At 43.7% G+C, this 23,339-nt stretch carries 22 protein-coding genes; 6 read left to right on the plus strand and 16 right to left on the minus strand.

Going from position 1 to position 23,339, the window contains the following annotated elements; translation table 11 throughout:
• Positions 1-68 precede the first annotated feature (68 nt).
• Positions 69-1,016, minus strand: a complete 948-nt coding sequence (locus tag K0625_RS20415; protein ID WP_220111346.1) for a 2-dehydro-3-deoxygalactonokinase — start codon at positions 1,014-1,016, stop codon at positions 69-71.
• Positions 1,017-1,784, minus strand: coding sequence for an SDR family NAD(P)-dependent oxidoreductase (locus tag K0625_RS20420; protein WP_220111347.1), 768 nt, complete (start codon positions 1,782-1,784; stop codon positions 1,017-1,019).
• Positions 1,785-2,226: 442 nt separating this feature from the next.
• On the opposite strand from K0625_RS20420, the gene K0625_RS20425 reads away from it, so the two are divergent.
• Positions 2,227-2,964 carry a FadR/GntR family transcriptional regulator gene (locus K0625_RS20425; protein ID WP_012326262.1) on the plus strand — a complete coding sequence of 246 codons (738 nt, stop codon included), beginning with the start codon at positions 2,227-2,229 and terminating at the stop codon, positions 2,962-2,964.
• Between the two features lie 84 nt (positions 2,965-3,048).
• Here the strand turns inward: K0625_RS20425 and K0625_RS20430 are convergent, their stop codons facing one another.
• Positions 3,049-3,894 (minus strand): LysR family transcriptional regulator, encoded by an 846-nt coding sequence (locus K0625_RS20430; protein WP_220111348.1) that lies wholly within the window; start codon positions 3,892-3,894, stop codon positions 3,049-3,051.
• A 167-nt stretch (positions 3,895-4,061) separates the two neighbouring features.
• Between K0625_RS20430 and K0625_RS20435 the strand changes: the two genes are divergently transcribed.
• The 3 genes from K0625_RS20435 to K0625_RS20445 all read left to right on the plus strand — a co-directional run bounded on the left by K0625_RS20435 (position 4,062) and on the right by K0625_RS20445 (position 7,209).
• Positions 4,062-4,442 (plus strand): MaoP family protein, encoded by a 381-nt coding sequence (locus tag K0625_RS20435; RefSeq protein ID WP_220111349.1) that lies wholly within the window; start codon positions 4,062-4,064, stop codon positions 4,440-4,442.
• Positions 4,429-6,447, plus strand: coding sequence for a flavohemoglobin expression-modulating QEGLA motif protein (locus K0625_RS20440; RefSeq protein WP_220111350.1), 2,019 nt, complete (start codon positions 4,429-4,431; stop codon positions 6,445-6,447). The genes K0625_RS20435 and K0625_RS20440 overlap by 14 nt, the downstream gene beginning before the upstream one ends.
• Before the next feature lie 120 nt (positions 6,448-6,567).
• Positions 6,568-7,209: a phosphatase PAP2 family protein gene (locus tag K0625_RS20445; RefSeq protein WP_220111351.1), complete on the plus strand. Its 642-nt coding sequence runs from the start codon at positions 6,568-6,570 to the stop codon at positions 7,207-7,209.
• Positions 7,210-7,254: 45 nt separating this feature from the next.
• Here the strand turns inward: K0625_RS20445 and K0625_RS20450 are convergent, their stop codons facing one another.
• The 7 genes from K0625_RS20450 to K0625_RS20480 all read right to left on the minus strand — a co-directional run bounded on the left by K0625_RS20450 (position 7,255) and on the right by K0625_RS20480 (position 14,782).
• The gene (locus K0625_RS20450) at positions 7,255-8,127 is read right to left on the minus strand and encodes a DMT family transporter (protein WP_220111352.1); all 873 of its coding nucleotides are present in this window, start codon (positions 8,125-8,127) and stop codon (positions 7,255-7,257) included.
• 352 nt (positions 8,128-8,479) lie between these two features.
• Positions 8,480-10,036: an AbgT family transporter gene (locus K0625_RS20455; RefSeq protein ID WP_220111387.1), complete on the minus strand. Its 1,557-nt coding sequence runs from the start codon at positions 10,034-10,036 to the stop codon at positions 8,480-8,482.
• 211 nt (positions 10,037-10,247) lie between these two features.
• Positions 10,248-11,096: a 3-deoxy-8-phosphooctulonate synthase gene (gene kdsA / locus K0625_RS20460; protein ID WP_220111353.1), complete on the minus strand. Its 849-nt coding sequence runs from the start codon at positions 11,094-11,096 to the stop codon at positions 10,248-10,250.
• Between the two features lie 74 nt (positions 11,097-11,170).
• Positions 11,171-12,424 carry a DUF819 family protein gene (locus tag K0625_RS20465; RefSeq protein ID WP_220111354.1) on the minus strand — a complete coding sequence of 418 codons (1,254 nt, stop codon included), beginning with the start codon at positions 12,422-12,424 and terminating at the stop codon, positions 11,171-11,173.
• A gap of 125 nt (positions 12,425-12,549) precedes the next feature.
• Positions 12,550-13,338, minus strand: a complete 789-nt coding sequence (locus K0625_RS20470; RefSeq protein WP_065188128.1) for a transglutaminase family protein — start codon at positions 13,336-13,338, stop codon at positions 12,550-12,552.
• On the minus strand, positions 13,338-13,733 hold the full coding sequence (locus K0625_RS20475) for a SirB2 family protein (RefSeq protein WP_220111355.1): 396 nt from the start codon (positions 13,731-13,733) through the stop codon (positions 13,338-13,340). The genes K0625_RS20470 and K0625_RS20475 overlap by 1 nt, the downstream gene beginning before the upstream one ends.
• Before the next feature lie 131 nt (positions 13,734-13,864).
• Positions 13,865-14,782 carry a LysR family transcriptional regulator gene (locus tag K0625_RS20480; protein ID WP_220111356.1) on the minus strand — a complete coding sequence of 306 codons (918 nt, stop codon included), beginning with the start codon at positions 14,780-14,782 and terminating at the stop codon, positions 13,865-13,867.
• An 81-nt stretch (positions 14,783-14,863) separates the two neighbouring features.
• Between K0625_RS20480 and K0625_RS20485 the strand changes: the two genes are divergently transcribed.
• Entirely contained in the window at positions 14,864-15,295 is a 432-nt protein-coding gene (locus K0625_RS20485; RefSeq protein WP_220111357.1) for a GNAT family N-acetyltransferase, read from the plus strand.
• Between the two features lie 121 nt (positions 15,296-15,416).
• On the opposite strand, the gene K0625_RS20490 is transcribed toward K0625_RS20485, so the two are convergent.
• From K0625_RS20490 to hemA, 6 genes are all read right to left on the minus strand, one after another.
• A complete protein-coding gene (locus K0625_RS20490) occupies positions 15,417-16,595 on the minus strand; it encodes a hypothetical protein (protein WP_220111358.1) in 1,179 nt (392 codons plus the stop codon).
• Between the two features lie 555 nt (positions 16,596-17,150).
• Complete coding sequence (locus K0625_RS20495) at positions 17,151-17,816, minus strand: hypothetical protein (RefSeq protein ID WP_220111359.1); 666 nt, start codon at positions 17,814-17,816, stop codon at positions 17,151-17,153.
• 814 nt (positions 17,817-18,630) lie between these two features.
• A complete protein-coding gene (locus K0625_RS20500) occupies positions 18,631-18,795 on the minus strand; it encodes a hypothetical protein (protein WP_220111360.1) in 165 nt (54 codons plus the stop codon).
• 382 nt (positions 18,796-19,177) lie between these two features.
• On the minus strand, positions 19,178-20,020 hold the full coding sequence (gene prmC, locus K0625_RS20505; RefSeq protein ID WP_220111361.1) for a peptide chain release factor N(5)-glutamine methyltransferase: 843 nt from the start codon (positions 20,018-20,020) through the stop codon (positions 19,178-19,180).
• Positions 20,021-20,075: 55 nt separating this feature from the next.
• Positions 20,076-21,161, minus strand: coding sequence for a peptide chain release factor 1 (prfA, locus tag K0625_RS20510; protein ID WP_012326277.1), 1,086 nt, complete (start codon positions 21,159-21,161; stop codon positions 20,076-20,078).
• Between the two features lie 15 nt (positions 21,162-21,176).
• Positions 21,177-22,427, minus strand: coding sequence for a glutamyl-tRNA reductase (gene hemA / locus K0625_RS20515; protein ID WP_220111362.1), 1,251 nt, complete (start codon positions 22,425-22,427; stop codon positions 21,177-21,179).
• 270 nt (positions 22,428-22,697) lie between these two features.
• Between hemA and lolB the strand changes: the two genes are divergently transcribed.
• Positions 22,698-23,339 carry a lipoprotein insertase outer membrane protein LolB gene (gene lolB / locus K0625_RS20520; protein ID WP_220111363.1) on the plus strand — a complete coding sequence of 214 codons (642 nt, stop codon included), beginning with the start codon at positions 22,698-22,700 and terminating at the stop codon, positions 23,337-23,339.

A 23,339-nucleotide genomic window follows, 5' to 3' on the forward strand; every position in this document is an offset into this window, starting at 1 on the left:
CCTTTCATCATAAAAGTCATGGATAGCGTCAATTGAATCCTCCTATTTTAACCTGTTTCTGCCATATTTCAGGCCACACTCTTAAACACTTTCTGATAGATGGCACAGAAACCTCTCAGGCAGGTCTCTTTCTCCTGTGTTGAGCGAACAGTAATACCTTTCATCTTCAAGGTTTGGCTAAATAACTCACATAGGGGGTGACTGCCGATCAAACTGATCGAGGTAAGCTCATCGATCCGCCACTGGGGCGCCATCAAAGCTGCGCGAACGTCGCTGCCAATTAACAGGCCTGATAGATAGGATTTGGCATGCTCAGCATCAAGCTTGCCTTGTACTTGCAAAGTGCGGACGCTGAATAGTCCATGAACAAACTGGCCCAACTCACTCTCAAGAGTTAACTTAGCGCCTTGCTCAAAAGCCCTAATATCAATTTCTGACCCTTGCTGTTGGATAAGCACACTGTGGTGGCAAAGTAGATCGAATAATTCACCTGTGATGGCAGTTTTAAATACCTTTATTTTTCCCTCTTCCACTAGCACCCATTTGGTGTGAGTACCAGGTAAACACAGTAGATGCTTACCACGCCGATGAGACTCATCCATTGTCAACCAGCCCAACACATGGGTCTCCTCACCACGCATCACATCAGCATGGCCGTCAGGCTCTTCACAACTAACCCCCGGAACCACAAATATTGAATGGCCGTTTGACTCAAACTCGAATAGCTCTTTGGTCACTTCAAGAGGGGAGACAGGACACGATACATAGGGGGTTTCATGCCAACCTAGACTGGAGCCGATATGACCAGACATCAGTACAGGTAAGGCGCCATATTGAGCACTCCAGCGACCAATGACGCTGTTTAATACCGCTTCAAACTGCTGACTAACTTTGGCTGCACCAGGGCCCGATACCTGCTCAATAATCTCAAGCTCACCACCATTATCAAAACAGAGATACGCTCTGAGAAAGCTGGCTCCCCAGTCAACCACAATCACATCAGCTTGATGGCGCACTTATACTCTACCGCCATCAATAACCATGCACTGGCCCGTAATCAACTCGCTATCTTCAGAGGTTAAAAACAGTGCTAGTTTAGCAATATCTTCAGGGGTGATCCGTTTCTGTATCGCCACCTTTTCCATCAACTGTTGTTCTTGCTCCGGTGATAACCACTGCTCTAGTTGCCTCTGTGTGGCCACCCAACCGGGCACGATGGCATTGACTCTTACTCGACTCTCACCATAATCTTTTGCCAGCGCCTTTGTCATGCCAGCAATACCCGCTTTCGCAGTGATATAACCCGCCATATTGCGCTCTCCGATATAAGCCATATTGGAGCTAAAATTGATAATGACCCCCTGTTTACGCGGCTTCATGACCAGATAAGCGGCCTGTGAGGCAAAAAAAGCAGAATCCAGATTGATAGCCATGCACCGTTTCCATTCATGTTCATCAACTCCATCAGCATCGTGTCGACTATCATTACCTACGTTATTAATTAATATATCTAACTGACCAAGCTTTTTATCTTGCTCGGTGATCATCTGTTGCAACTGTTTAGTGTCTGTGACATCCAGCAGATGGAAAGCAACCTGTTGGCCTTGATTAATATCCAAACCTTGTAGTAACGCTTCCCCGGCATCATGATTTGTATCTACAAAGGTGACATTTGCCCCCTGCTCCACAAATGCTCTGACTAATGCAGCTCCTATACCGCTGGCACCGCCGGTAATAAATACCCCGCGTCCTCCAAGACGATAATCTAGCTGTGAGATGGTCATAAATTTACTCCTGATAGACGGCCTATAACAAACAAGAACTCTATAGTTTACATTTACACAACATAGCCTATTAATCTATGTTGGATAAAACCATCTTTAACCTCTCCCACTAAAAACTTTCCACCTAAACGGTGTAAACCTCTGACATTCCCCCCTTATAAACCAAACCACTGTGGTTCTCAGCAAAGAAAAATTTACATTACAGCTTGCGTCAGATTAACGTTACCGCCTTAATTATCACATTAATACGATATTAAAACAGTGTCAACTGAATGATAAATCTGGCTGATTTAATGTTTAGAATGCGCTTTTTTGCCAATGAAATTGAATTTACTTGTTTTCCAGATAGCTGTATCTAAGGTAGGATGGGAGTATTACTATCTGGGTTGCAGAATATACTCCCTAGATAAAACAATTATTTAAATGATAAATAAGAAACCTTATGAATTTTCGTGAGAAACACAATTTAACCCATCAGCTGACTCATGATCTCGGAATGGAGGTTGTTAAGGGGAACTATGCTGTAGGCGGTGGCCTCCCTTCAGAAGCTGATATCTGCTCTTTATACAATGTCAGCCGCAGTGCTACACGTGAGGCTGTCAAAATGCTTTCCGCTAAAGGCCTTATCACCTCACGCCCTAAGCAAGGCATTCGGGTTATGCCTGAACACAACTGGAATCTATTTGATACTGATGTATTAAGCTGGATATTAAGTAGTAAACCATCGATTCAACTGCTCCATGAGTTCACTCAGATGCGAGTTGCTATTGAGCCACAGGCCTGTGCTTTAGCGGCAGTTCATGCCAATGCTGAACAATTAAGAAATATTGAAGATGCACTCAATCGTATGCGTGACGCCGATAATGGTTTAGATGATCCGCTAGAGGCCGACATCGCATTTCACACTTCGATTCTTGAAGCCAGCTGCAATCGATTTTTTTATCAGCTAACTAACTTTATTGCTACAGCGTTAAGAGTGAGTATTCGCTATACCAATAAGATTAAAGGTGTCCATGGAGCCGATGTTCTTAAGCATCAGCATATTCTTGATACCATTAAATCCAGAGACTCTGAGTCTGCTTATAAAGCATCAAAAGAGATCCTTGATGAAGCGATTGAGCTGATTGAAACTCAATTTGTTGAGCGAACCATTAGTGTGCCTGTTGTCAACGCAGACTAATCCTTAACAGACTCTACATCTTGCCTTAAGGCTACTAATGCTTAAAACCGGCGAACAAGCCGGTTTTCGTTCAAGTTGACCTATCTAGTTGATACTTTTCTTCATCAAATTCTCAATTTTTTCAATAGCATCAAGCAGTAAAGTATCTCGCCTGTAACTTAGATAAACGGGCCTATCCCACGGCTCAGCTCCCTTAACAAGATGCAACCTATTATCTTGCAAGTAAGGGGCTGAAATGGACGTTGGCAGATAGGCAGCTCCCCCCTTTTTAAGAATAAACTCTAGCGCAATGCGCCCCGTTGATGTTCTTAAGTAAGGCGCAGGCATCTGGCTGTGACGCTCAGTATGCTCAGATGAGAATCGAGTTCCCCAGTCAACATACACATAGCGCTGAGACAATGCTTCATCCACAGAGCAGTGAGAAGTAGATACTAACTCAAGCTTAATATCTGCCACTTTCTGGCTAACGAGTTCATCACTTTTTAGTGGCTCGAACGCAAACGCCATATCTAAAGTGCGTTCCAGTAACTGCCGATTTAGTTGCTCACGACTTAGGGCTTCGGCTTGAAAACCATAACCACTAAACACCTCTGTCACTTCATTCAAACACTCTTGCAGATACGCATCCCAAATGTTGGGGGTACCTGCCATGGTCAATTGCAGGCTTCGATTGTCCGCAAGGGATAACTCATTCTTAGCCTGGGCTAGCGTGGTCACCATCACTTCAGCGTAGGCGATTAACCTCTCTCCCGATGTCGTCAACTTGATGCTATTTCTATCTCGAATAAACAACACTTGATCGAAGAATGACTCAAGCTGCTTGATCCTAGCACTCACGGCTGCTTGAGTGATGTATAGGTTCTCAGCAGCCCGACCAAAATGGCGAGTTTTCGCCACCTCTAAGAAGGTTTTAAATACTTTAACGTCCATCGCTATCTCTAATATCGACTCCAGTTGGAGACGGCTTGAGAATAACAACAATCTGTTATGGTGACGACAAAAATATATTGTTTCTCTTTTAAGGGTAAACCCCCTAATTTCTTGAGTCATCTAACTTATGCAATCCAGTTAATTACCACTATTTTTTGGGGTTTAGAATGTCTGAAGATTCATTTCGTTTTGGTCAAAAATGTTTCATCGATAACATCAATTTTCCACGAGGTTTTAGAAAGTCTGGTGACTTTACGCTAGCCGAATCTGAACTGCTTAGTCTTTATGGTGACACCTTGCTTGGTCTAGAGTCAGGGCTACTCTCACCTGAAACGATTGAGGAGGAGCATTTTGTACGCACCTTGACTCAGCCCCATAAAGCAAAAACAAAAATAGAGCTGGTGTGGATTAAATACATGAAGCTGACTCGGGAACCTAGACGTTTTCACAGCTTAAACAGTACCCACTCCTACAAGGTTCCAAGTGAGATAATGCCAGCCGCAAGCATGAAATTTGAGGAGGCAGGCCAGCTAGATGCAAATATATAGCCTTGAAGAGGTTTTAACCTTTATCAAAAAAGGAGAGGTTTTCTCAGGAAAACTCTCCACCTCAGGCTGCTTAATCAAGATTGAGGAGTACCTCCCTGTTGTTTGTAGTGCTATCCATGCAGGTAACCATCTAAGAGATGAGCTACTAAAACACTGCCAGCTCACAGATGAGGAGCGTGCTCCACATGAAGCCAGACTCACAGATGATCTGATCGCTTCGCAACCCATCACTTTAGTCGCTCTAGACTCCAGACTTGAGTATGATCTCGATTGCCCTAAAGCCCTGTCGACATCCTATAAGTTAAGCATGAAACAGAAGCTTTGGGATAAGCCGATGAGCACTAAACAGCGCTCAATAAGCCATGCCAAACACGATGAGTTCTTTCAAATCTACAAAGCTCTTATTACCAAACTAGAGTCACAGTTCGGTAAAGTGATTGTGTTTGACTTAAAGGCCTATACGCCGAACGACTCCGATGCATCAAGCCCGCTATTTGATATTACAACGACTCAAATCGACCTAACTAGATGGCAGTCAGTCGTCAATAAATGCCGTAGTGAGCTAAAACAAGTCACAGTGCCGAATACGGAGTCGAGTGCGGATCTCGACCTAATTCACCGAGGAAGCGGCTACCTAACTACTTACACTAACTCACATTTTGATCGCACTTTAGTGCTGCCGATTCAGGTGAGAAAAGTCTATATCGATGATCAAAATGGTGATCAGTTCCCTCTGGTCCTTGATTCATTGAAGTTAGGGTTAAAACAAGCATTAAGTGAAACCAGCGCCTTCTTCCAGCGCAGAATAAACCTTAAGAACCGAGTACGCAGTGCCGATATGTTGAGCTCGGCCATTGAGCCCGCCGTGCTCAATGTCGATGCCGCTATCTATAAGTTGGCACAGAGAGTTGGCATTCTAAAATATGTAAACCCCGTGAATATCACAGCTGAGCGCCGTCGTTTTGAGCGTGCTCCGAGTCGATTTACACCAAACTTTCATTATCGTCAGCTACCTATCGATGCCAATGCGTTTAAGCAAAAGCTCTATCGCATCCCAATCGAAACCATCTCAGACCCTGCGATGAAACAGCTCTACTCAGATATGATCCACTCCTTGAGTGAGCAGGTCGATCTGCTATCTACCGTCGGCCAAGAGGCGTTTTTATATAACTCTCTACGCCACTACGGCAGGCCCGATGCACTGTCGATCAACAACGCTAAATTTCTTCTGTACGCAAAAGAGATAGCGGAGAACAGTGGCGAGCTCATGGACGCTAAAAGTGCCTGTGAGCTGATGAAAAAGCAGGCAAGTGATTGGGGGATGAAGTGTAAGGTCAACTTAAGTACGGCGATTCTGGCACGAGCTATGGTCAGCTCAGCCCCGCCTCAACTTAAAGTGAACACACACGCTCAATTTAGCTATGCGGAGGTTCAAAGGCTTAACCACCATGAACTGGGCGTTCATATGGCGACGACATTAAACTCTCGCCAGCAAGCACTAAAAGCAGTGAGATTAGGCTTACCTGGTGCAACCCAAACTCAGGAAGGCTTGGCGATAATGGCTGAGTACAATGCAGGTTACATGGCCCATGGCAGACTCAACACCCTCGCTTACCGCGTACTGGCCGTTGACTCCATGTTAAATGAGCAGAACTTCTATCACACTTATAGCTATTTAACCGATGAACTGGAGATGAATAGAGACGATGCCTTCGTGACCACAACTCGGGTCTATCGTGGCGGTGGTTTAACCAAAGATCACCTCTATCTCAGTGGCTTTGTTAACATCAAACAGTTATCTGCTGAACGTGATTTAACCAATCTTATGGTAGGAAAAACCAGTGCAGAGTATCTCGATCTTATCGATGAGTTAGTGCAAAGAGGTTGGCTCACCGCGCCTAAATTTGTTATCGACTCAGCTCAAGGCAGAGCCCTTGAAGCTAGCAGCGTAGAGAGCGAGCAATCAGCAAGCTTAAGCTACTTAATTGACAGTTTAAGGCGTTAAATTCAAGATAGCTGAAGGGTAGATGCATGCCGCACTTAGCATGCATTTATCCTTATAATGATTTTATATCCAAAAAAGGGTAGATTAGGCGCCACTAAATTTGTATTTCGAGTGATACTCATGCCTTCGACTCAAGCTCCCCACCCTCTGTTCTCTCTTAAAAACAATATCATCTTCTACGCAGTGATGCTTTGTATGACGCTACTGAGCATACTCTTTATCGATCGCCATCTGGCAGATTTTATCCATCAGCATGAGTTTGCGAACTCATTCACTAAGTTACTCAGTAATATTCCAGCTCTACTCGAAACATTAGCCGCCATCGCCTTACTAGGCTGCTTAGCCCCAAAACTTAGAACCAAACTATCAGCTTTAGTCATTCATCTGATTTTTACTCTGCTCTTAGCTACGCTAATACGTTTCGGCGCAAAGGCGCTGTTTGGTAGGACTTGGCCAGAGACTTGGGTTGATAATAATCCCTCCTGGATAAGTGATCGCATAGAGGCTTTTCACCCGTTTGCAGAGGGAATAGCCTATAACTCCTTTCCATCGGGACATGCCCTCTTCACTTTTGCACTAGCCAGCACGTTCTGGTTTCACCTTCCCCGTTACCGCCTATTTTGGGCAGTCTGTATGTTAGGGGTATTTATCGGTCAGTTATCTCAAAATTATCATTACTTAGGGGATCTATTAGCGGGTGCAAGCTTAGGGGTTGTTTGTACACAACTCGCCTTCGCCATCGCACAAAAGTGTCACCGATAATTTTCCAAGACTGTAACTATACCTAAGCCACCTCAAGATCAGCCACTAACTCCACATCACTAAAATGGCAGCGAGGGCAATCAAGATTAAAGCCAACATATCCTTAATTTTGACTCGCTCCTTAAGCCAAAACATGGCGATAAACAGAGTAAAGAACACCTCCACCTGACCTAATGTTTTAACATAGGGAACCGCCTGTAAAGACATGGCACTGAACCAGCCTACAGAGCCCAAGCAGCTAGTTGTGCTGATAAGTATCGTCTGCCTAGGACGCTGCCAAAGTGCCACTAATGTGGCCCTCTCTTTCACTATAATGTAGCCCAGTAGTATCAAGGTTTGAAGTGAGATAACTAAGAGTAATACCCAAGCCGCTCTATGGGGAAAAGGTAAGCTTAAACTCAAACTCGCCTCACGAACCCAGAGTGAAGTTAACGCAAATGTGCTGCCGCATGTCAGGCCTATCAGCGCCGTAGGTAAGGAGATATCCCTTAAGCCTTGGCGGCTGCTCATCATAAACACCGCCACGCCACCAATCGACACACCTATCCAGCCGAGCACAGAGAGTTGAGTTCCGAAAATACACAATCCAAGTACCGCAGCCACCAGAGCCTCACTCTTAGCCAAGCCTGCCCCCACAGCAAAGTTCTTCAACTTGAAAAGCTTAACCAACAGAGCTGTCGCTAAGATCTGCATCACTGACGCACCGAAAATGTAGAGAACAAACTCGACAGTGAAAGTCGGTAATGCCACTGACTGCCACAGGTATAGCCCAATGAGATAACCCCCTGCAATCGGCCAAGCCCAGATAAAGCGCGCTAAAGTCACGCCAGCAACACTCACCTCTTTGCTAAGTTGACTCTGAAATGCATTACGCCACGCCTGCATAAAGGCTGCTAACAAGGTAAAAAAGATCCACATATACTCAAACTACCTAGAAATGCTCGTTTCAGAGGCGTTGTGCGAGTTCACGTCTAGACGCATTTGCACAGAAAGGCCCCCTTTAAAGTCAATGCAACAACGAAGTTGGCTTGCACAAAGCCTTCGTTGATGGGTTTTAATGCTCTTTATTCTGCGTTATTGATTTTGCCAAGGGAATAACCATTCTGTCATTCATTCGCCTTGAATTAGTTTGCCAAAAAACTCTGAGTAGATCACTTTCTTATACTGATTGGTATTAAATACTCACTATCAATGATATGAATGCCAAGTCACAATAAAAAGCCCCAACATGATGTCGGGGCTTGAAATTAACAGGCGTCGCTATTTAAGGTTAATAGGTGTAGCTAGCACCTAAACCTAATGGGATCCCGAGTGACCAATACAGGAGCAACCAAGCACTCCAGATCGCTAATAGACAGAGGCTGAACGGTAACATCATGGAGATCAGAGTTCCAATGCCTATATTTTTCACATAGCGTTGACAGTAGACCACCACTAAGGGGAAATATGGCATCAGAGGCGTGATGATATTAGAGCTCGAATCCCCGACTCGATAAGCGGCCTGAGACAGATCTGGACTAATATTTAACTGCATCAGCATAGGCACTAGAACAGGTCCGATTAATGCCCATTTAGCCGATGAAGACCCCACGAACAAGTTCACGAACCCCACCAAGAAGATCATACCAATCACAGTCACTTCAGCCGACAGGTTCATCGCCTTAAGCGCTCCCGCGCCCTCAACTGCAATTAATGCCCCAAGGTTGGAGTGAGAAAACGCCGCCACAAACTGGGCACAAAAGAACGCCATCACTATGTAGTGAGACATGCCGCTCATGGACTTAGACATCGCCTGCACAACATCAGCAGAGCTTTTAAAGGCCCCAGTCATATAGCCGTATACTAAACCTGGAAGCATAAAGAAGATGAAGATCAGCGGTACAATTGACTGCATCAAAGGCGCTTTAAAGCTAGTTAAGGAACCATCAGCGTCACGTAGCGTTGAAGTTTCAGGCACAGTTAACGAGAAGAAAGCGACAATTGCCACTAGCATCACTAAGGTTGCCACACGGAACGCTTTAATCTCGAGTGGCTTCTCCTCTTCCATCGCGGGAAGATCCACCTCTTCACGATTAACCTTATGAGTACGATTTAGGCGTGGCTCTAGAACTTTATCTGTTAGATACCAGATAACCAGCGTAATAGGGATACAGGAGGATGCGGCGAAGAACCAGTTATTTAGAGGGTTAACTTCAATGTTAGGATCAACGATTTGCGCAGCAGCTTGTGTAAAACTCTGCAGTAATGGGTCAATACCTGAAGGAATAAAGTTGGCACAAAAACCACCAGAGACACCAGCAAACGCTGCTGCAATACCCGCTAATGGATGACGCCCTACGGTAAAGAAGATCACACCAGCAAGAGGAATAACCACCACGTAACCAGCATCGGTTGCAGTATGAGAGATAATTCCCACCAAAACCACGGCCGGAGTTAACAATTTAGCAGGGGTAATTCTTAACATACGTTTTAGCGCAGTGTTAATAAATCCGGAGTGCTCAGCGACCCCAACCCCCAACATAGCCACCAATACCACCCCTAGCGGCGCGAAGGCGGTAAAGGTTTTCACCATACTGGTTAAGAAGCCGGTTAAGGCTTCTGGGCTCAAAAGGTTATTCACCTCAATAGGCATCTGGGTTCTGGGATCGATAGCTTCAAAGCTAACCCCAGATAACAGAGCCGATAGCCCCCAAACTGCAAACAGTAAAATTAAAAATAACATGGCGGGATCGGGAAGCTTATTGCCTACCCTTTCAATGCCATCTAACGCTTTGCCTAATATACCTTGTGGCCCTTCATCAGGAAGCACCTGTTTGTCTGCTTTCATCATTCAACCTATTTATTATGCTCTTTCACTTTTAAAGTATGCCATCCACAGAGGACATCACTTAATGGTGAGTATTTTTTTATAACTTACTAGAATAAATGTCTAAACTGTATCGAAACTTAATTTACATAGCTCAAAACAATAAAACCCTGACATGATGCAGGGTTCTATTTTATTTAATAAGCCTAAAACGGCTTAACACACTCAGAAGTTACTTACTGGTATCAATCGCATCGAATGACTTAACTAGGTCATCGACAGCCTTCATCTGAGTTAAATACGCTTCTAACTGATGCAGAGGAAGTGCACATGGACCATCACACTTAGCGTTATCTGGATCTGGGTGCGCCTCAATAAATAGGCCTGCTAACCCTAGCGCCATACCACTACGAGCGAGCTCAGTGGCTTGTGCACGACGACCACCAGCACTATCGGCACGTCCACCTGGGCGTTGCAGTGCATGAGTCGCATCGAAGATAACTGGGTAACCAGTCTGTTTCATCTCATCCATACCCAGCATGTCGACCACTAGGTTGTTGTAACCAAAGCTTGAGCCACGCTCACACAAAATGATCTCATCATTGCCCGCTTCATTGAACTTAGTGATGATATGACGCATCTCATGAGGCGCTAAGAACTGTGGCTTCTTCACATTGATGATGGCCCCCGTTTTCGCCATAGCAACCACGAGATCGGTTTGACGTGCTAAAAATGCAGGTAACTGAATAATATCGACCACTTCAGCAACCGGTGCACATTGATGGATCTCATGGACATCGGTAATTAATGGTAAGTTAAAGGTAGATTTGATCTCCTCAAATATCTTTAACCCCTCCTCCATACCTGGGCCACGATAAGAGTTGACTGAAGAGCGATTAGCCTTATCGAAAGAGGCTTTAAACACATAAGGGATCCCCAGTTTCTGAGTGACTTCGGCATATGTTTCTGCAATCTTCATTGCCAAGTCACGGGACTCAAGCACGTTCATACCGCCAAACAGCACAAAAGGCTTATCGTTTGCGATCTCGATTGAACCTAAACCTATGGTTTTATTACTCATCAGTACTTCTCTCTAAAAGAGCCAAGGCTATACCTCGGCGTTAATCAATTCAATTTTTAGGCAGGAGTAACAGGCTAGCTTGCCACTATTTGCAAGATCTGGCCACATATCCACGCCATATAGGTGCCCACAGCATAGCCTAATACAGCCAGCAATACACCGACTGGTGCCAATGCAGGATGGAATGCTGCCGCAACCACAGGGGCAGATGCCGCGCCGCCCACATTTGCCTGACTTCCCACCGCCATATAAAACAGTGGTGCTTTTATCAATTTTGCCACAATCAGCATAAAACTTGCGTGCACCAGCATCCAGATAATACCGATAGCAAAATACCACAGATTCTCAGCATCAAATAACTTAGAGACATCCATATGTAAGCCGATGGTAGCGACCAAAATATAGAGGAAAGCTGAAGCCACTTTAGATGCACCAGCAGCCTCTAAGTGACGTACAGGGCTAAAGGACATCGCTAAGCCTATGGTCGTCACTGTCACGATCAACCAGAAAAACTTAGAGGTAAGGCTATAATCGCGAGTCCAAGGGTAGTTCGCTTCGAAAAATGGGCCTAAGAAGTCAGCAACCACATGGGCAAGGCCTGTGACACCAAAACCTACCGCCACTATCATCATCAGATCGTTAAGGCTAGGTATACGGGCATTTTCAGCATGGTACTTCTCAACTTTATCCTTTAGCGCCTCAAGTGCTGAAGTATCTGCACCAGTCTTAGCATCTATCTGCTTCGCCTTTGATGCCATAAACAGCAAGACCGCCATCCAGATATTGGCCACGATAACATCCACAGTGACCATAATAGAGAAGATATCACCGCCTGCTTCATAGATCTCTTTCATCGCCGCTTGGTTAGCGCCGCCACCGATCCAACTTCCAGCCAGTGTGGTCATCCCGCGCCAAACCGCTTCCGGTCCCTGCACCCCGAGAATTTCAGGATGAATAGCCGACACAATCAACAAGGCAATGGGGCCACCTATCACGATACCAACGGTTCCCGTCAGGAACATGATGATCGCCTTAGGCCCCAAAGACATAATCGCCTTTAGATCGACACTTAAGATCAATAAAACTAAACATGCAGGCAGCAGATAACGCGATGCCACAAAGTAGAGCTGTGAGGTGTGACCATCGATAATATTGAAAGTATTGAGCAGTGAAGGCAAGAAGTAGCACATTAGAAGTGCCGGAATAAAGGTATAAAATTTAGTCCAAAATGGATGCTTACTGTTGCTAGTATAAAATACAAAGCCCAATACAAGGGCCAATATTCCTAATCCAGTGGCATCGTTGGTCACTAATGCAGTGCTACTCATCCTAGTCTAATCTCCCATCCATAATTATTATTGTAATTTTTATTTGTTGATTTTATTTATATTTATTTTTATACGAACAAATCTAAGACGGCAGTCTCTGAACTACCGTCATCAAGCCCACTAATCTAGTGATAGATCTCCTGCTCCTCTCTTAACTCTTTGAGTTGCATCTTCACCAGTTCAATCACAGGATCATGGGGACTGTTATCGACGAAGTGCTTAAGATCGGCTGCGGCGACATTGATGCAACCTAACTGCTGAGCAATAAAAGCACGCTCACGATTAAGATTGAGATCGTCTGGGTGCCACTGCAGTAACAAGTTACAACACTCCAGCGCTGGTTCAAACTTATGAGAGACGATACAACCCGCTTTAAGCTCATGGATCATACGTGACACCAAACGTTTTAAACTCACCGGCTTAAGGTAACTTGCCTTGAATGGCACACCATTACCTAGCTCGCCTCGAACTAACACATGCAGTTGATGACGAGTTAACTCGCTACCGTTCATAGGATCGATATACTTGACCACACCATCGATTCGACTACACAGTACCGTTGTTCCTGGTAGCAACAAAGGTTCCAGCTTTAGATCTAACTGCTTGGCAAGTAGCATCAATACCGTAGCCAACGTGGTGCTATTTCCCTGACGACTGCTGATGCAGGTTCCAAGATCTGCCGCCTCAACACTAAAGTAGGGCTGGCGTATGCAAAATCCTAAATCTTGATAAAACCAACGCAGTAATCCCGCAAGACGTTCGTGCCTGTCAACCACATAGTGACTAAGCACAGATCCAGCTAACTCTAGCCAAGCCCAGTTAGCTGACTCCGCTTTTGAAAAGTTGAGATGAGCGCCGATCTCAAATGCCATTTCAGGCAGTGCAATCTCATTTTTAAGAGGCAAAGTGGTCATTATCCCAACAACATAGCTTGTTTAAACATGGCAAGCTTAGCGGCATAAACCACCCAAGCAATTGCACCTAAGGCCGCAAAGGTTTTGAACAACTTATTGCGATCTGCTTTTAACGCTATTGTTGCTAAAAGTATGTAAGCAACAACGGCACCGAGCTTTTCTGATAGCCAAGGATCCACAAACGGATACTGCTTGATGATGAAGCAAAGTGTTAGGCCTGAAAGCAGTAGAAAAGTATCGATAACATGAGGAGCTATTTTAACTAGCTTCTTCTGCATGATAGGTGAGTCACGAAGATGTAGCGCAAAACGCACGATAAAAAACAGCACACTTACCGCTATAAGCGTTAAATGAAGGTGCTTAATCGCCGGGTACAGGTTATTCAAAGTTTCCATTTTAATACTTACTTTGCTGACAAAGGCGGTAGTGTACCCGATCCCCTTAATCTAAACCAATATCATGGTCATAATCTCTGCAAGTGAATGGAATTTATTCAAGAGAACACAATAAGAATAGATATGGTCAACTAATTAGATACAAACAGAGAGAGTAACAACTCCCTCATCCAAATATTTTCCAGAGTATCTTCACTCGGTTTGTAAGTGAATAATTTCAGTTGATACTTCGGCATTCCAAATGGAGGCTCAAACAGTGTTATCGGTAGCATAGCTTGCATAGTTTGTGCTGCAAACTTAGGGAGAGTGAGTAACAGCTCTGATCCAGCAACCATAAATGGTCCGTTCAAAACATTAGGTATCTGCAAAGCAATATCTCGTTGCAAGCCTAACTTCTTAAGTTGCTCATCCACTACCCCACTCTTCTCCCCCCAGGGGGAGATTAAAATATGCCGATGGGATAGGAAAATTTGAAGATCCATCTTGTCAAACTTATCACTTGCGATGGTGCAGTAACTATCCTCCCACCATGTCCACTGATTGATTAATGGATGCAGAACATCATCAAAATGTGAAAAACCTAAAGCAAAATCCAGTTCACCACTCTCAAATGCCTCTAGGGGGAGTTTCTCTCCACGGGAAATTAAGTTTACTCTCACCATAGGGGCGTGCAACTTTAGATAAGGTAACAGACGAGAATTCATCAACTGCGCAGTAAAATCCGTCACCGCAAAATTAAACTCATGCCTGCTCTCTTCAGGAATAAATTTAGCTCGCGCCGCAAAACAGTCCTCCAAAATAGATAAGGCCTCTGTAACCTGAGGATAAATATTGTCGGCATAATGTGTCGGTACCATCTGAGTACTACCTCGAATAAATAACTCATCATCAAGTTGCACTCTTAACCTTGCCAGAGCGTGACTAAATGCAGATTGGCTAAGATTCATTGATTCTGCCGCCACTGAAACATTGCGCTCTCTATACAAAGCAGAAAACAACTTCAGCAGGTTTAGATCAAGACGGTTCAACTTATTATGCAATTTGTTCATCTCCTAATGATTAATATGCACTTATCGCATAGTCAAACCTAGTCTATGCTGTGCACAAGATAATTCAACATGGAAATACAGATGACCCAGATCTCTACACACCACTTTACACTCGATGACAGCAAGGAGTTTGCTAATGCAGTCGAACAAAGAATTGCTGACTTTAACTGGCAACAGTGGGAAGTTTCAGAGCGCTTACCTTTAGGGTTGAAGCTCGAAAGTGAAACAGGGGAACTATTAGCGGGTTTCTCAGCCCGAACCTTCGGTAACTGGTTGCAGATAGACAATCTCTGGGTATCTGAATCACTCAGGGGGCAAAACATTGGAGATCAATTATTAGCTGAGGCTGAGAAGATTGCTATCGAACGAGGTTGTATCTACGCAATCTTAGACACCCTAAACTTTCAAGCACGCCCCTTCTACGAAACCAGAGGGTATACCCTCCAATGGACTCAAAAAGCCTACCCGAAAACAGGCTGTAAATACTTTATGGTAAAGAACCTTAAAGAGTAAAAATTTACCTTCACCTTAAAACCAACAAAAAAAACAGCAACCTACAAGAAGAAAGCCCTAAATGAGTCAAACTAAACCTAGGGCTTTATCATTTACATAATAAGTAAAACCAAGTTAAAGACTACTCCTTTAACTTAGTACGCTTTTTCTGCATCGCACTGCTGCCAAGGTAAGCATCATCATACTTCTTAAACGCTTTTAAAGTAGGAAGCTCAATCATCTCTACATGGCTGTTTTTGATTCCCCAACCAATAATGTTATGAATCAATCCTGACCCCTGCTGTATCTTCACATCGGTTTGGAAATACAGCGGGGCCTTAGATCTGGTGCCGCGATACTTACTCGCTGCATAATAGATCGCATGTTGATCATTATTAAACGCGTTAGCATCTTTATCTTCCTGCTCCAGACTATTATTACCACTGACGCAATTTCCGGCTTTACGACAGGTCTCAACGGTTTCTTTCATCACACCGGTACTCAAGGGCCAGTCAGACTTTGAAGGCGATGAAGCCATCTTTTTGAACTGCCTAAAATGGGGACGCGCCACAGATACCCAAGTAGTGTCCCATTTCCCAGCAACCGCATTTATTTGCCAGTTTTGACAATCCTGATCTTTTTGCCAGGTTAATCCTGCATCAATCAAGATATTAATATTTTGATATTCGCTGCGAGCCCTGTGCATATCGGCATTTTTTATCATGCACCCTGATATTGCCACCTCTGTAATTAGTGGCTCGGAATCATATTTATTGGCCAGTAAACCATGAAACTGTTTATAGCGAGTCTTAAAAGCCGATTTCCAAAAATGCGGAAACTCTCCGTCAAAACTGCTGCCTTTAAAATCCAGTGTTGATGATCCAACCTCATCTTTAACCCATTGAGGTGTATAGATCCCCGCAAATACCCTCAGCTTTATCCCAAGCTTGTTGTTTCCCTGAACGGCGTTCCACTCTCTGACATCAGCCAGAGCATCTTCAATCAACTGAGTATTCAGTTTATCTTGCCCTGACGGTACTGTTTCAGGTTTTTGGGACTGCAATGCCGCCCACTCTAACTGCACAACAATACCGTCAACATTCTTGGCCCAATCCTTTGGTTTAGTTGGGTCGCTAGCTGAAGCGGTTGGATCGTCATAACCATTTCGTAAGCCAGGCGTTTTAGACACATCACCACGGGTATAAAACCCTGCCGCACGATCTTTAGCTTCCGCTTCGACGCTAATACCTGCGCCAATGAGTCCTACCGTTACTAGGGAAAGCATAAGTAAAACTGATTTTGACTTTTTCAGTTGGTACATAATTGCCTCTTTATTCTGTATATTCATGTTTTAATTATTAAATTAATATCTACAGCAATAAATACTACACTCACATCGACCAAATACTATTTATAGTATTTATAAGATACGAAGTAAAAGTTAACACCACTGACAACTGCCGTCAACAGATAAAATCACGATGGAATTGAATAATTATTCACAAACAGACTCTACGGATGATTTACTTCATTAACCCTATGCCACTATTTAACACCAAAAAGAGTGGGGATCATAAGAAGAACTGGAGAGCTAAACCCAACCAAGATAGTGATTTAGTAGGTAGAGATTTAACCTAGATAGTGAGATGTTTCTTCAATGCTAACTTGAACTCCTCTAGGGCGAGGTATAGCACCTTCTATTGAAGCAATAGCTAAAGCTTAGTTGGAGATAGGAATTTACGTAATGAACTATGCCTGTCCATAATTGTTTTTCGATTGAGGTTTTGGGCTGTAACTTATTTTTGGACATAAATGCACTAGTACTGTGCTGGCGATTTGCTCAGCAAATGGCATAACAGCCTTGGTGAATCTTAATTTAGAGGCTTGTTATATTCGATACCTGTTGTTTTACACTTGGATTTGGTATAAATGCGGTTCTTTCTCCATAAGTTTCTTTCCCCATAAAATAACCATGATTGGATCGAAAAAGTAAGATTCCACTTTTAGAATAAATCCGTTTCATAGTACGCTCACTTGCCCCAAACCCTCTAAATTTTGTAATCCAAACACCATCTTTAAAAGTTGTATTTACCTCAGATTTCCCTGTCGAATTTTCATACTGGCATTTCCCTAATTTAAATTCACACTCTTTGAAATGCGATACATGCGAACTAAAATCTCCAGACTTGGTATATTTTATAAATCTGGTGTAGTTAACGAGTTTTATTTCAGTATCAGACATAGAGAAATTCTCATCAAGATGCTTAAAGTAGTTAGCTGAACTATCGGTCTTGTAGAGTTTGTAATATTCTTTTTTGGTATCGATTTCACCTTTTGAATAATACTGTTTTACTAAATAGCCTACGGTAAAGTCCAAGCCTAGTTCAACTGGTTCTTCAGATAAATCATTAGGGTAAAGTAAATTACCAGAGTTTTTCTCCAGTACCCCCCTTATAGTATTTGCTTCATTGTAAGGACTCAACATACATCCATTAATGGAAAAGATAATTAAAGTTGCTATTGTAAGTTTAAATTTTTTCATTCAATTACCTAGAATATAACGCCCGTATAAAATGCGAATAATGCTTGGCTATAATTAGCGAAGAATGAGCGCCAGCCAAGCGTCTGACGTCATTTTTGATGCGTTTGTTATATGAATGTACCCTGTTTATAGAATTACTAAAAAAATATTACTCCAATGATAACCAATAATATTATTGCCCATAAAATTGAACAAAAAACATAATACTCAGTACCATAAGATTCATTTTTACATACTGGGCAAGTTTTTTTAATAATATGTCGAGATCCAGACAGTGAACTAAGATCTGGTATCATTTTACATTTACACTTTTTACAGAGCACGACAATTCCAATAATTCATATAATAGCTTATTGATTAGCAGCAGGATAATGTTCCAGTCTGCTTGGTTGTTTTTTGTCAACCTAACACTAGTAACTCACTGTTGTAAATGGGTTACTTTTAGTAGAAGTTAGAAAAAATACCATAAATCACCCGATAAAAAGATGCGTGGGAGTTTATGAGGTCCGCATAACACTTTTGGCACTTTCTCAATACTTTGATATTAAATAGAATAAAATATTTACTTGAGTTATCGATGCGTACCCCCTCCATTTCGTGCATCTTTTTTAGGCAAGTTATCTCGATATCAGTTATAACTGTATGTATGTATGTACAGTTCTTGTAAAAGAGGCGTTATGTCATCAAAAAATAGGACTGGCACAACTTATAGACAATTCAAAACCCTTTCATATTAGCTTTTATATAGCCAAAACTTTACGTGTTAGCAGTTTACTCAGATAAGCCAAAATCGAAAAGATACTCTTGCTTAAAATCAGCTGGTGTAGATGCAACTGCGAGTTTCGGTTTCAGGGTGAGGTATCGCGAAGTGATACTCTTCGAGCGAGAGGATGGGACGCCGAACTGGCTGTTTAACAGGGAAGTTATTGGAAACCGTAAAGCGACCATGGCAGAAAATGTTCCAGACATTTTTCTGCATTTCCTACTATCCCTGTAGGTCAGATGTGCTTCACAGCGTCTCGCAGAAGTATCTACACATACCTCGCCGGGCAGGCGTTAGATAAAGATGAAGGTATGACCTTCAAACAAACTATCCAATAGCATAAAGCTGGATCCTGAAACAAGTTCAGGATGACGGTAACAATACTTCAGCCAGAAATAAATCAGATAATGTAATCAGCCTTCATTTGAAGGCTGACAAGCTTTGTCGTTCTACAAACAAAAACGCCATTGGTATGAGAGCTACCAATGGCGTTCTAATTCACCTTATTCAAATACGCTCAGGGCTGTTAATTTAAAGCAGACTCAGGGCTGTTCAGCCTAACTCAAAAAAGCAGAACCAGTCGATGCCCCAGCGCCCACTATCTTGGCCAACGCCCCAAGGTACAGCGGTCATTACTACCAAAATCTCGCACAGTGGCGACATTCTCATAGCCAAGCTCGATCATCTTATCCCTAAGTTGTAGCGCCTGACCAAAGCCATGCTCCAGCAACAAGTAACCACCTGGTGCAAGATAATCGCGAGCACAATCGGCAATATGGTAGAGATCGGCAAAACCATGCTCAGGCGCAGTTAAGGCACTGTGAGGTTCAAACCTAACATCCCCCTCTTCAAGATGAGAGTCCTCTTCATCTATGTAGGGCGGATTGGAGACAATCAGATTGAAATCGTAACAGTTTACCGAATCAAACCAATCACTTTGAATAATATCGACTTGAGGCAACTTTAAATGAGAGCGGTTAGCTTTTGCTAAGGCTACAGCTTCGATTATCTTGTCGACTGCAGTGATCTGCCAGCTGGGCTTCTCATAAGCCAGAGACAGGGCTATTGCACCGGTTCCTGTGCCTAAGTCGAGTACTTTCGCTTTTTCAGCTAATGGCAGGTTAAGAGCAGTTTCCACTAAGATTTCAGTGTCGGGTCTTGGGATTAAGGTGGTCGGATTAACCATAAATGGCAGTGACCAGAACTCACGTTCGCCAACAATGTGGGCTATCGGAGTGCCGATAACACGTCTACCAACCATCTTGGTATAGTCATCTATCTGCTCCGATGTTAAGCGCTCATCAGGCCATGTATAAAGGTAACCTCGCTGTTTATGTATGATATGCAGCAACATCACTTCAGCATCTAGCTTAGGTGTATCAGAAACATCAAGCAACTGAGGTGAGGCCCAGGCTAGGGCCTCAGAAAGTGTTTGGTACAAAGGCTGTCCTTAATTTGAAACCTTATTTAAATAGCTTTTAGCAAGACTCGTCGAGTTAGTCTTCAGCTAACGCCGCTAACAGATCAGCTTGGTTTTCTAATATTAATGGCTCAATAATCACATCTAGCACGCCTTCCATCACTTCGTTTAAGCGGTATAGAGTCAGGTTAATTCTGTGATCACTCATACGCCCTTGAGGGAAGTTGTAGGTACGTATACGTTCAGAACGATCGCCACTACTTACCAAGTTACGGCGAGTACTCTCCTCTTCACTGCGGCGCTTTTCATCTTCTACCGCTTGAATTCGAGCAGAAAGCACGCTCATGGCTTGAGCACGGTTTTTGTGCTGAGAGCGTTGATCCTGACATTCAACAACAATCCCCGTTGGGATATGGGTGATACGAATAGCAGAGTCGGTTTTGTTGACGTGCTGACCACCGGCACCTGATGCGCGGAAGGTATCAACTTTTAGGTCGGCCTTATTGATTTCGATCGCTTCTGCTTCTGGAATTTCAGGCAGAACAATCACAGTACAGGCTGAAGTATGAACGCGACCTTGAGATTCTGTTTCTGGCACACGTTGAACTCGGTGTCCACCGGACTCGAACTTAAGTTTACCGTAAACACCTTCACCACTAATTTTTGCGATGACCTCTTTAAATCCGCCATGCTCACCTTCGTTGGTGTTCATGACCTCTATCTGCCAACGATTGCTCTCTGAGTACTTGCTGTACATACGGAACAGATCGCCAGCAAAGATAGCCGCTTCATCGCCACCCGCACCAGCACGGATCTCGATAAAGGCATTATTATCATCGTTAGGGTCTTTAGGAAGCAGCAGGATCTGGAGCTCATCTTCTAGCGTTTCTAGTACAGACTTAGCTTCCTTCATCTCCTCTTGAGCCATCTCTTTTAGCTCAGGGTCATCCTCATTAAGCATCTCTTTTGCAGCTTCAAGATCTTCTGTCGCTTGTTGAAAAGCGGTGAAGCTCTTAACAACATCTTCAAGCTGAGAGTACTCTTTAGAAAGCGCACGAAAACGCTCCTGATCAGCGATAACACTCGGATCGCTAAGTAGAGCCAGCACTTCTTCATTACGCTCAAGCAAGCCTTCAAGCTTGCGAATCACACTGTCCTTCATTATAAAACGCTAACCTTAGTTTTTATCTAATCCGAGCGCACTTCTAAGCTGGCCAATGCTATTCAAATCGCCTTGGCGGCTCGCTGCTGTTAAGGCTTGTGTTGGCGCGTGGATCAGTTTATTGGTTAGCTTATTTGCCAGTTCAAGTAATAGTTGTTCACTATCACCGCCCTGGGCTAACTTATTGATCGCACGCTCCACTAGCTCATCTTTAATCGCCATACTTTGGGTACGGTACTCACGGATACTGTCGACCGACTCTAACGATCTGACCCACTCCATGAAAAGATGTGACTCATTTTCAGCAATTACTTCAGCTTGCTCGGCAGCCTCTCTACGTGAGGCCATATTCTGTTCAATGATGCTCTGCAGGTCATCCACTGTATAGAGGAAGGCATCGTCAAGGTCGGCAACCTCGGCTTCAATATCGCGAGGAACTGCTATATCTACCAACAACATAGGTTGATGACGACGCTGCTTAAGCGCTTTTTCTACCATGCCTTTACCGAGTATAGGTAATGGGCTGGCGGTGGATGATATCACGATATCAGCCTTAGGGAGAAAATCTGGTATCTGTTCAAGTGTAATTGCAGTGGCCCCGAACTCGTCGCACATGCCTTCGGCACGTGAAAGTGTACGGTTGGCAACCACCATAGAGTCCACACCATTATCTTTTAAGTGTCTGGCAACCAGCTCTATTGTCTCTCCGGCACCTATCAGCAACACCTTAGTTGAACTGATTGAGGAGAAAATATGCTTTGCCATACTCACAGCAGCAAAGGCAACAGATACGGCCGCAGCACCGATCTCGGTTTCTGTTCGTACTTTCTTTGCTACTGAAAATGTATTCTGAAACAGGCGATCCATGGTGATAGCAACTGAACCCGCCTCTCTCGCTTTAGCAAAAGACTGCTTCACTTGCCCCAAGATCTGAGGCTCACCTAAAATCAAGGAGTCCAAGCCCGAAGAGACTCGCATTAGATGCTTCACCACAGCTTGGCCCTCAAACTTATACAAGCAGGGCTCCACCTCTTCGTGACTGAGTTGGTGATACTCTTCGAACCAACGAATAACCTCAGCCTCATCACCAGTATTGGTGTACAGCTCTGTGCGGTTACAGGTTGATATGATCACAGCTTCGCCGGTCTTGGTACATTTCGCCAAACTCTTCATGGCATCATGAATTTTGTCTGGTGAAAAGGCTACCTTCTCGCGTAGGTCGACCGTGGCTGTTTTATGATTAATACCGATTGCTACAAGGCTCATCTGACTCGTTCTGGTCTCTAGGCATCTCATTTATTGTCGTTCATTCTACTGAATTGAATGAACTAAAAACAGAATATGCTTAACAAAACCGAATAATAATCTTAATTCTTATCCGTTTTTATAATTAAGGTCACCTTTTAAAAGAGCTGAAGCTAGATCTCTTAAAAAGCTTACAAGCTTGATAGCGCAAGGATTTCAGTAAATTTGCTGATTTCCATTGTATTCTCATCAGGCACTCGTATCATATGAAACCATCAATATCAGCAATAGATGAATAATTTGAGCTACTTCACAAAAACCAAGCTTGTCTGGGTGATATTAAGCCTCTCTTTACTGTCAGCTTGTGCCACTAAGACACCCGACAACCTGATCCCGGTTCAGGTGAATCATGTATCACAAGCTCAGGCTTGGGAGATGCAGGGAAAACTCGCGGTCAGAACTGCCGATGATAAATTTAGTACCAACCTCTACTGGCTTCATACTGCCGATATTAACGAGCTTAAGTTAACCACTATGCTCGGCACCACTTTGCTCTCTTTAACAACCGAGGAGGGGGTCGCTAAGTTAGAGGTAGATGGAAAAGTGTATCGGCATCATGACGCTCAGGAGCTGCTAACTGAGATCACAGGCTGGTCTATCCCCGTCGATGCTTTGCCACTATGGATAACAGGCCAAGCAGCCCAAGGTGATAAGATTATCAGTCGAGATCCAAAATCAAGACCCACAGTATTGCTTTCAGAAAAAGACTCACCACCTTGGAAGGTCGAGTTTAATAGCTGGCAAGAGCAAAGCGGCGCTGAGATACCAAGGTTGCTAGCACTCACCAGAGAGCAACTAAGACTCAAGATACAGATAAGCCAATGGCAGGCACTCTCAGCCACCACATTAGCGACAAATAATCAGAAGAAATGA

Origin of the sequence: Shewanella nanhaiensis (assembly GCF_019457885.1) — a bacterium.
GTDB classification, from domain to species: Bacteria; Pseudomonadota; Gammaproteobacteria; order Enterobacterales; family Shewanellaceae; genus Shewanella; species Shewanella nanhaiensis.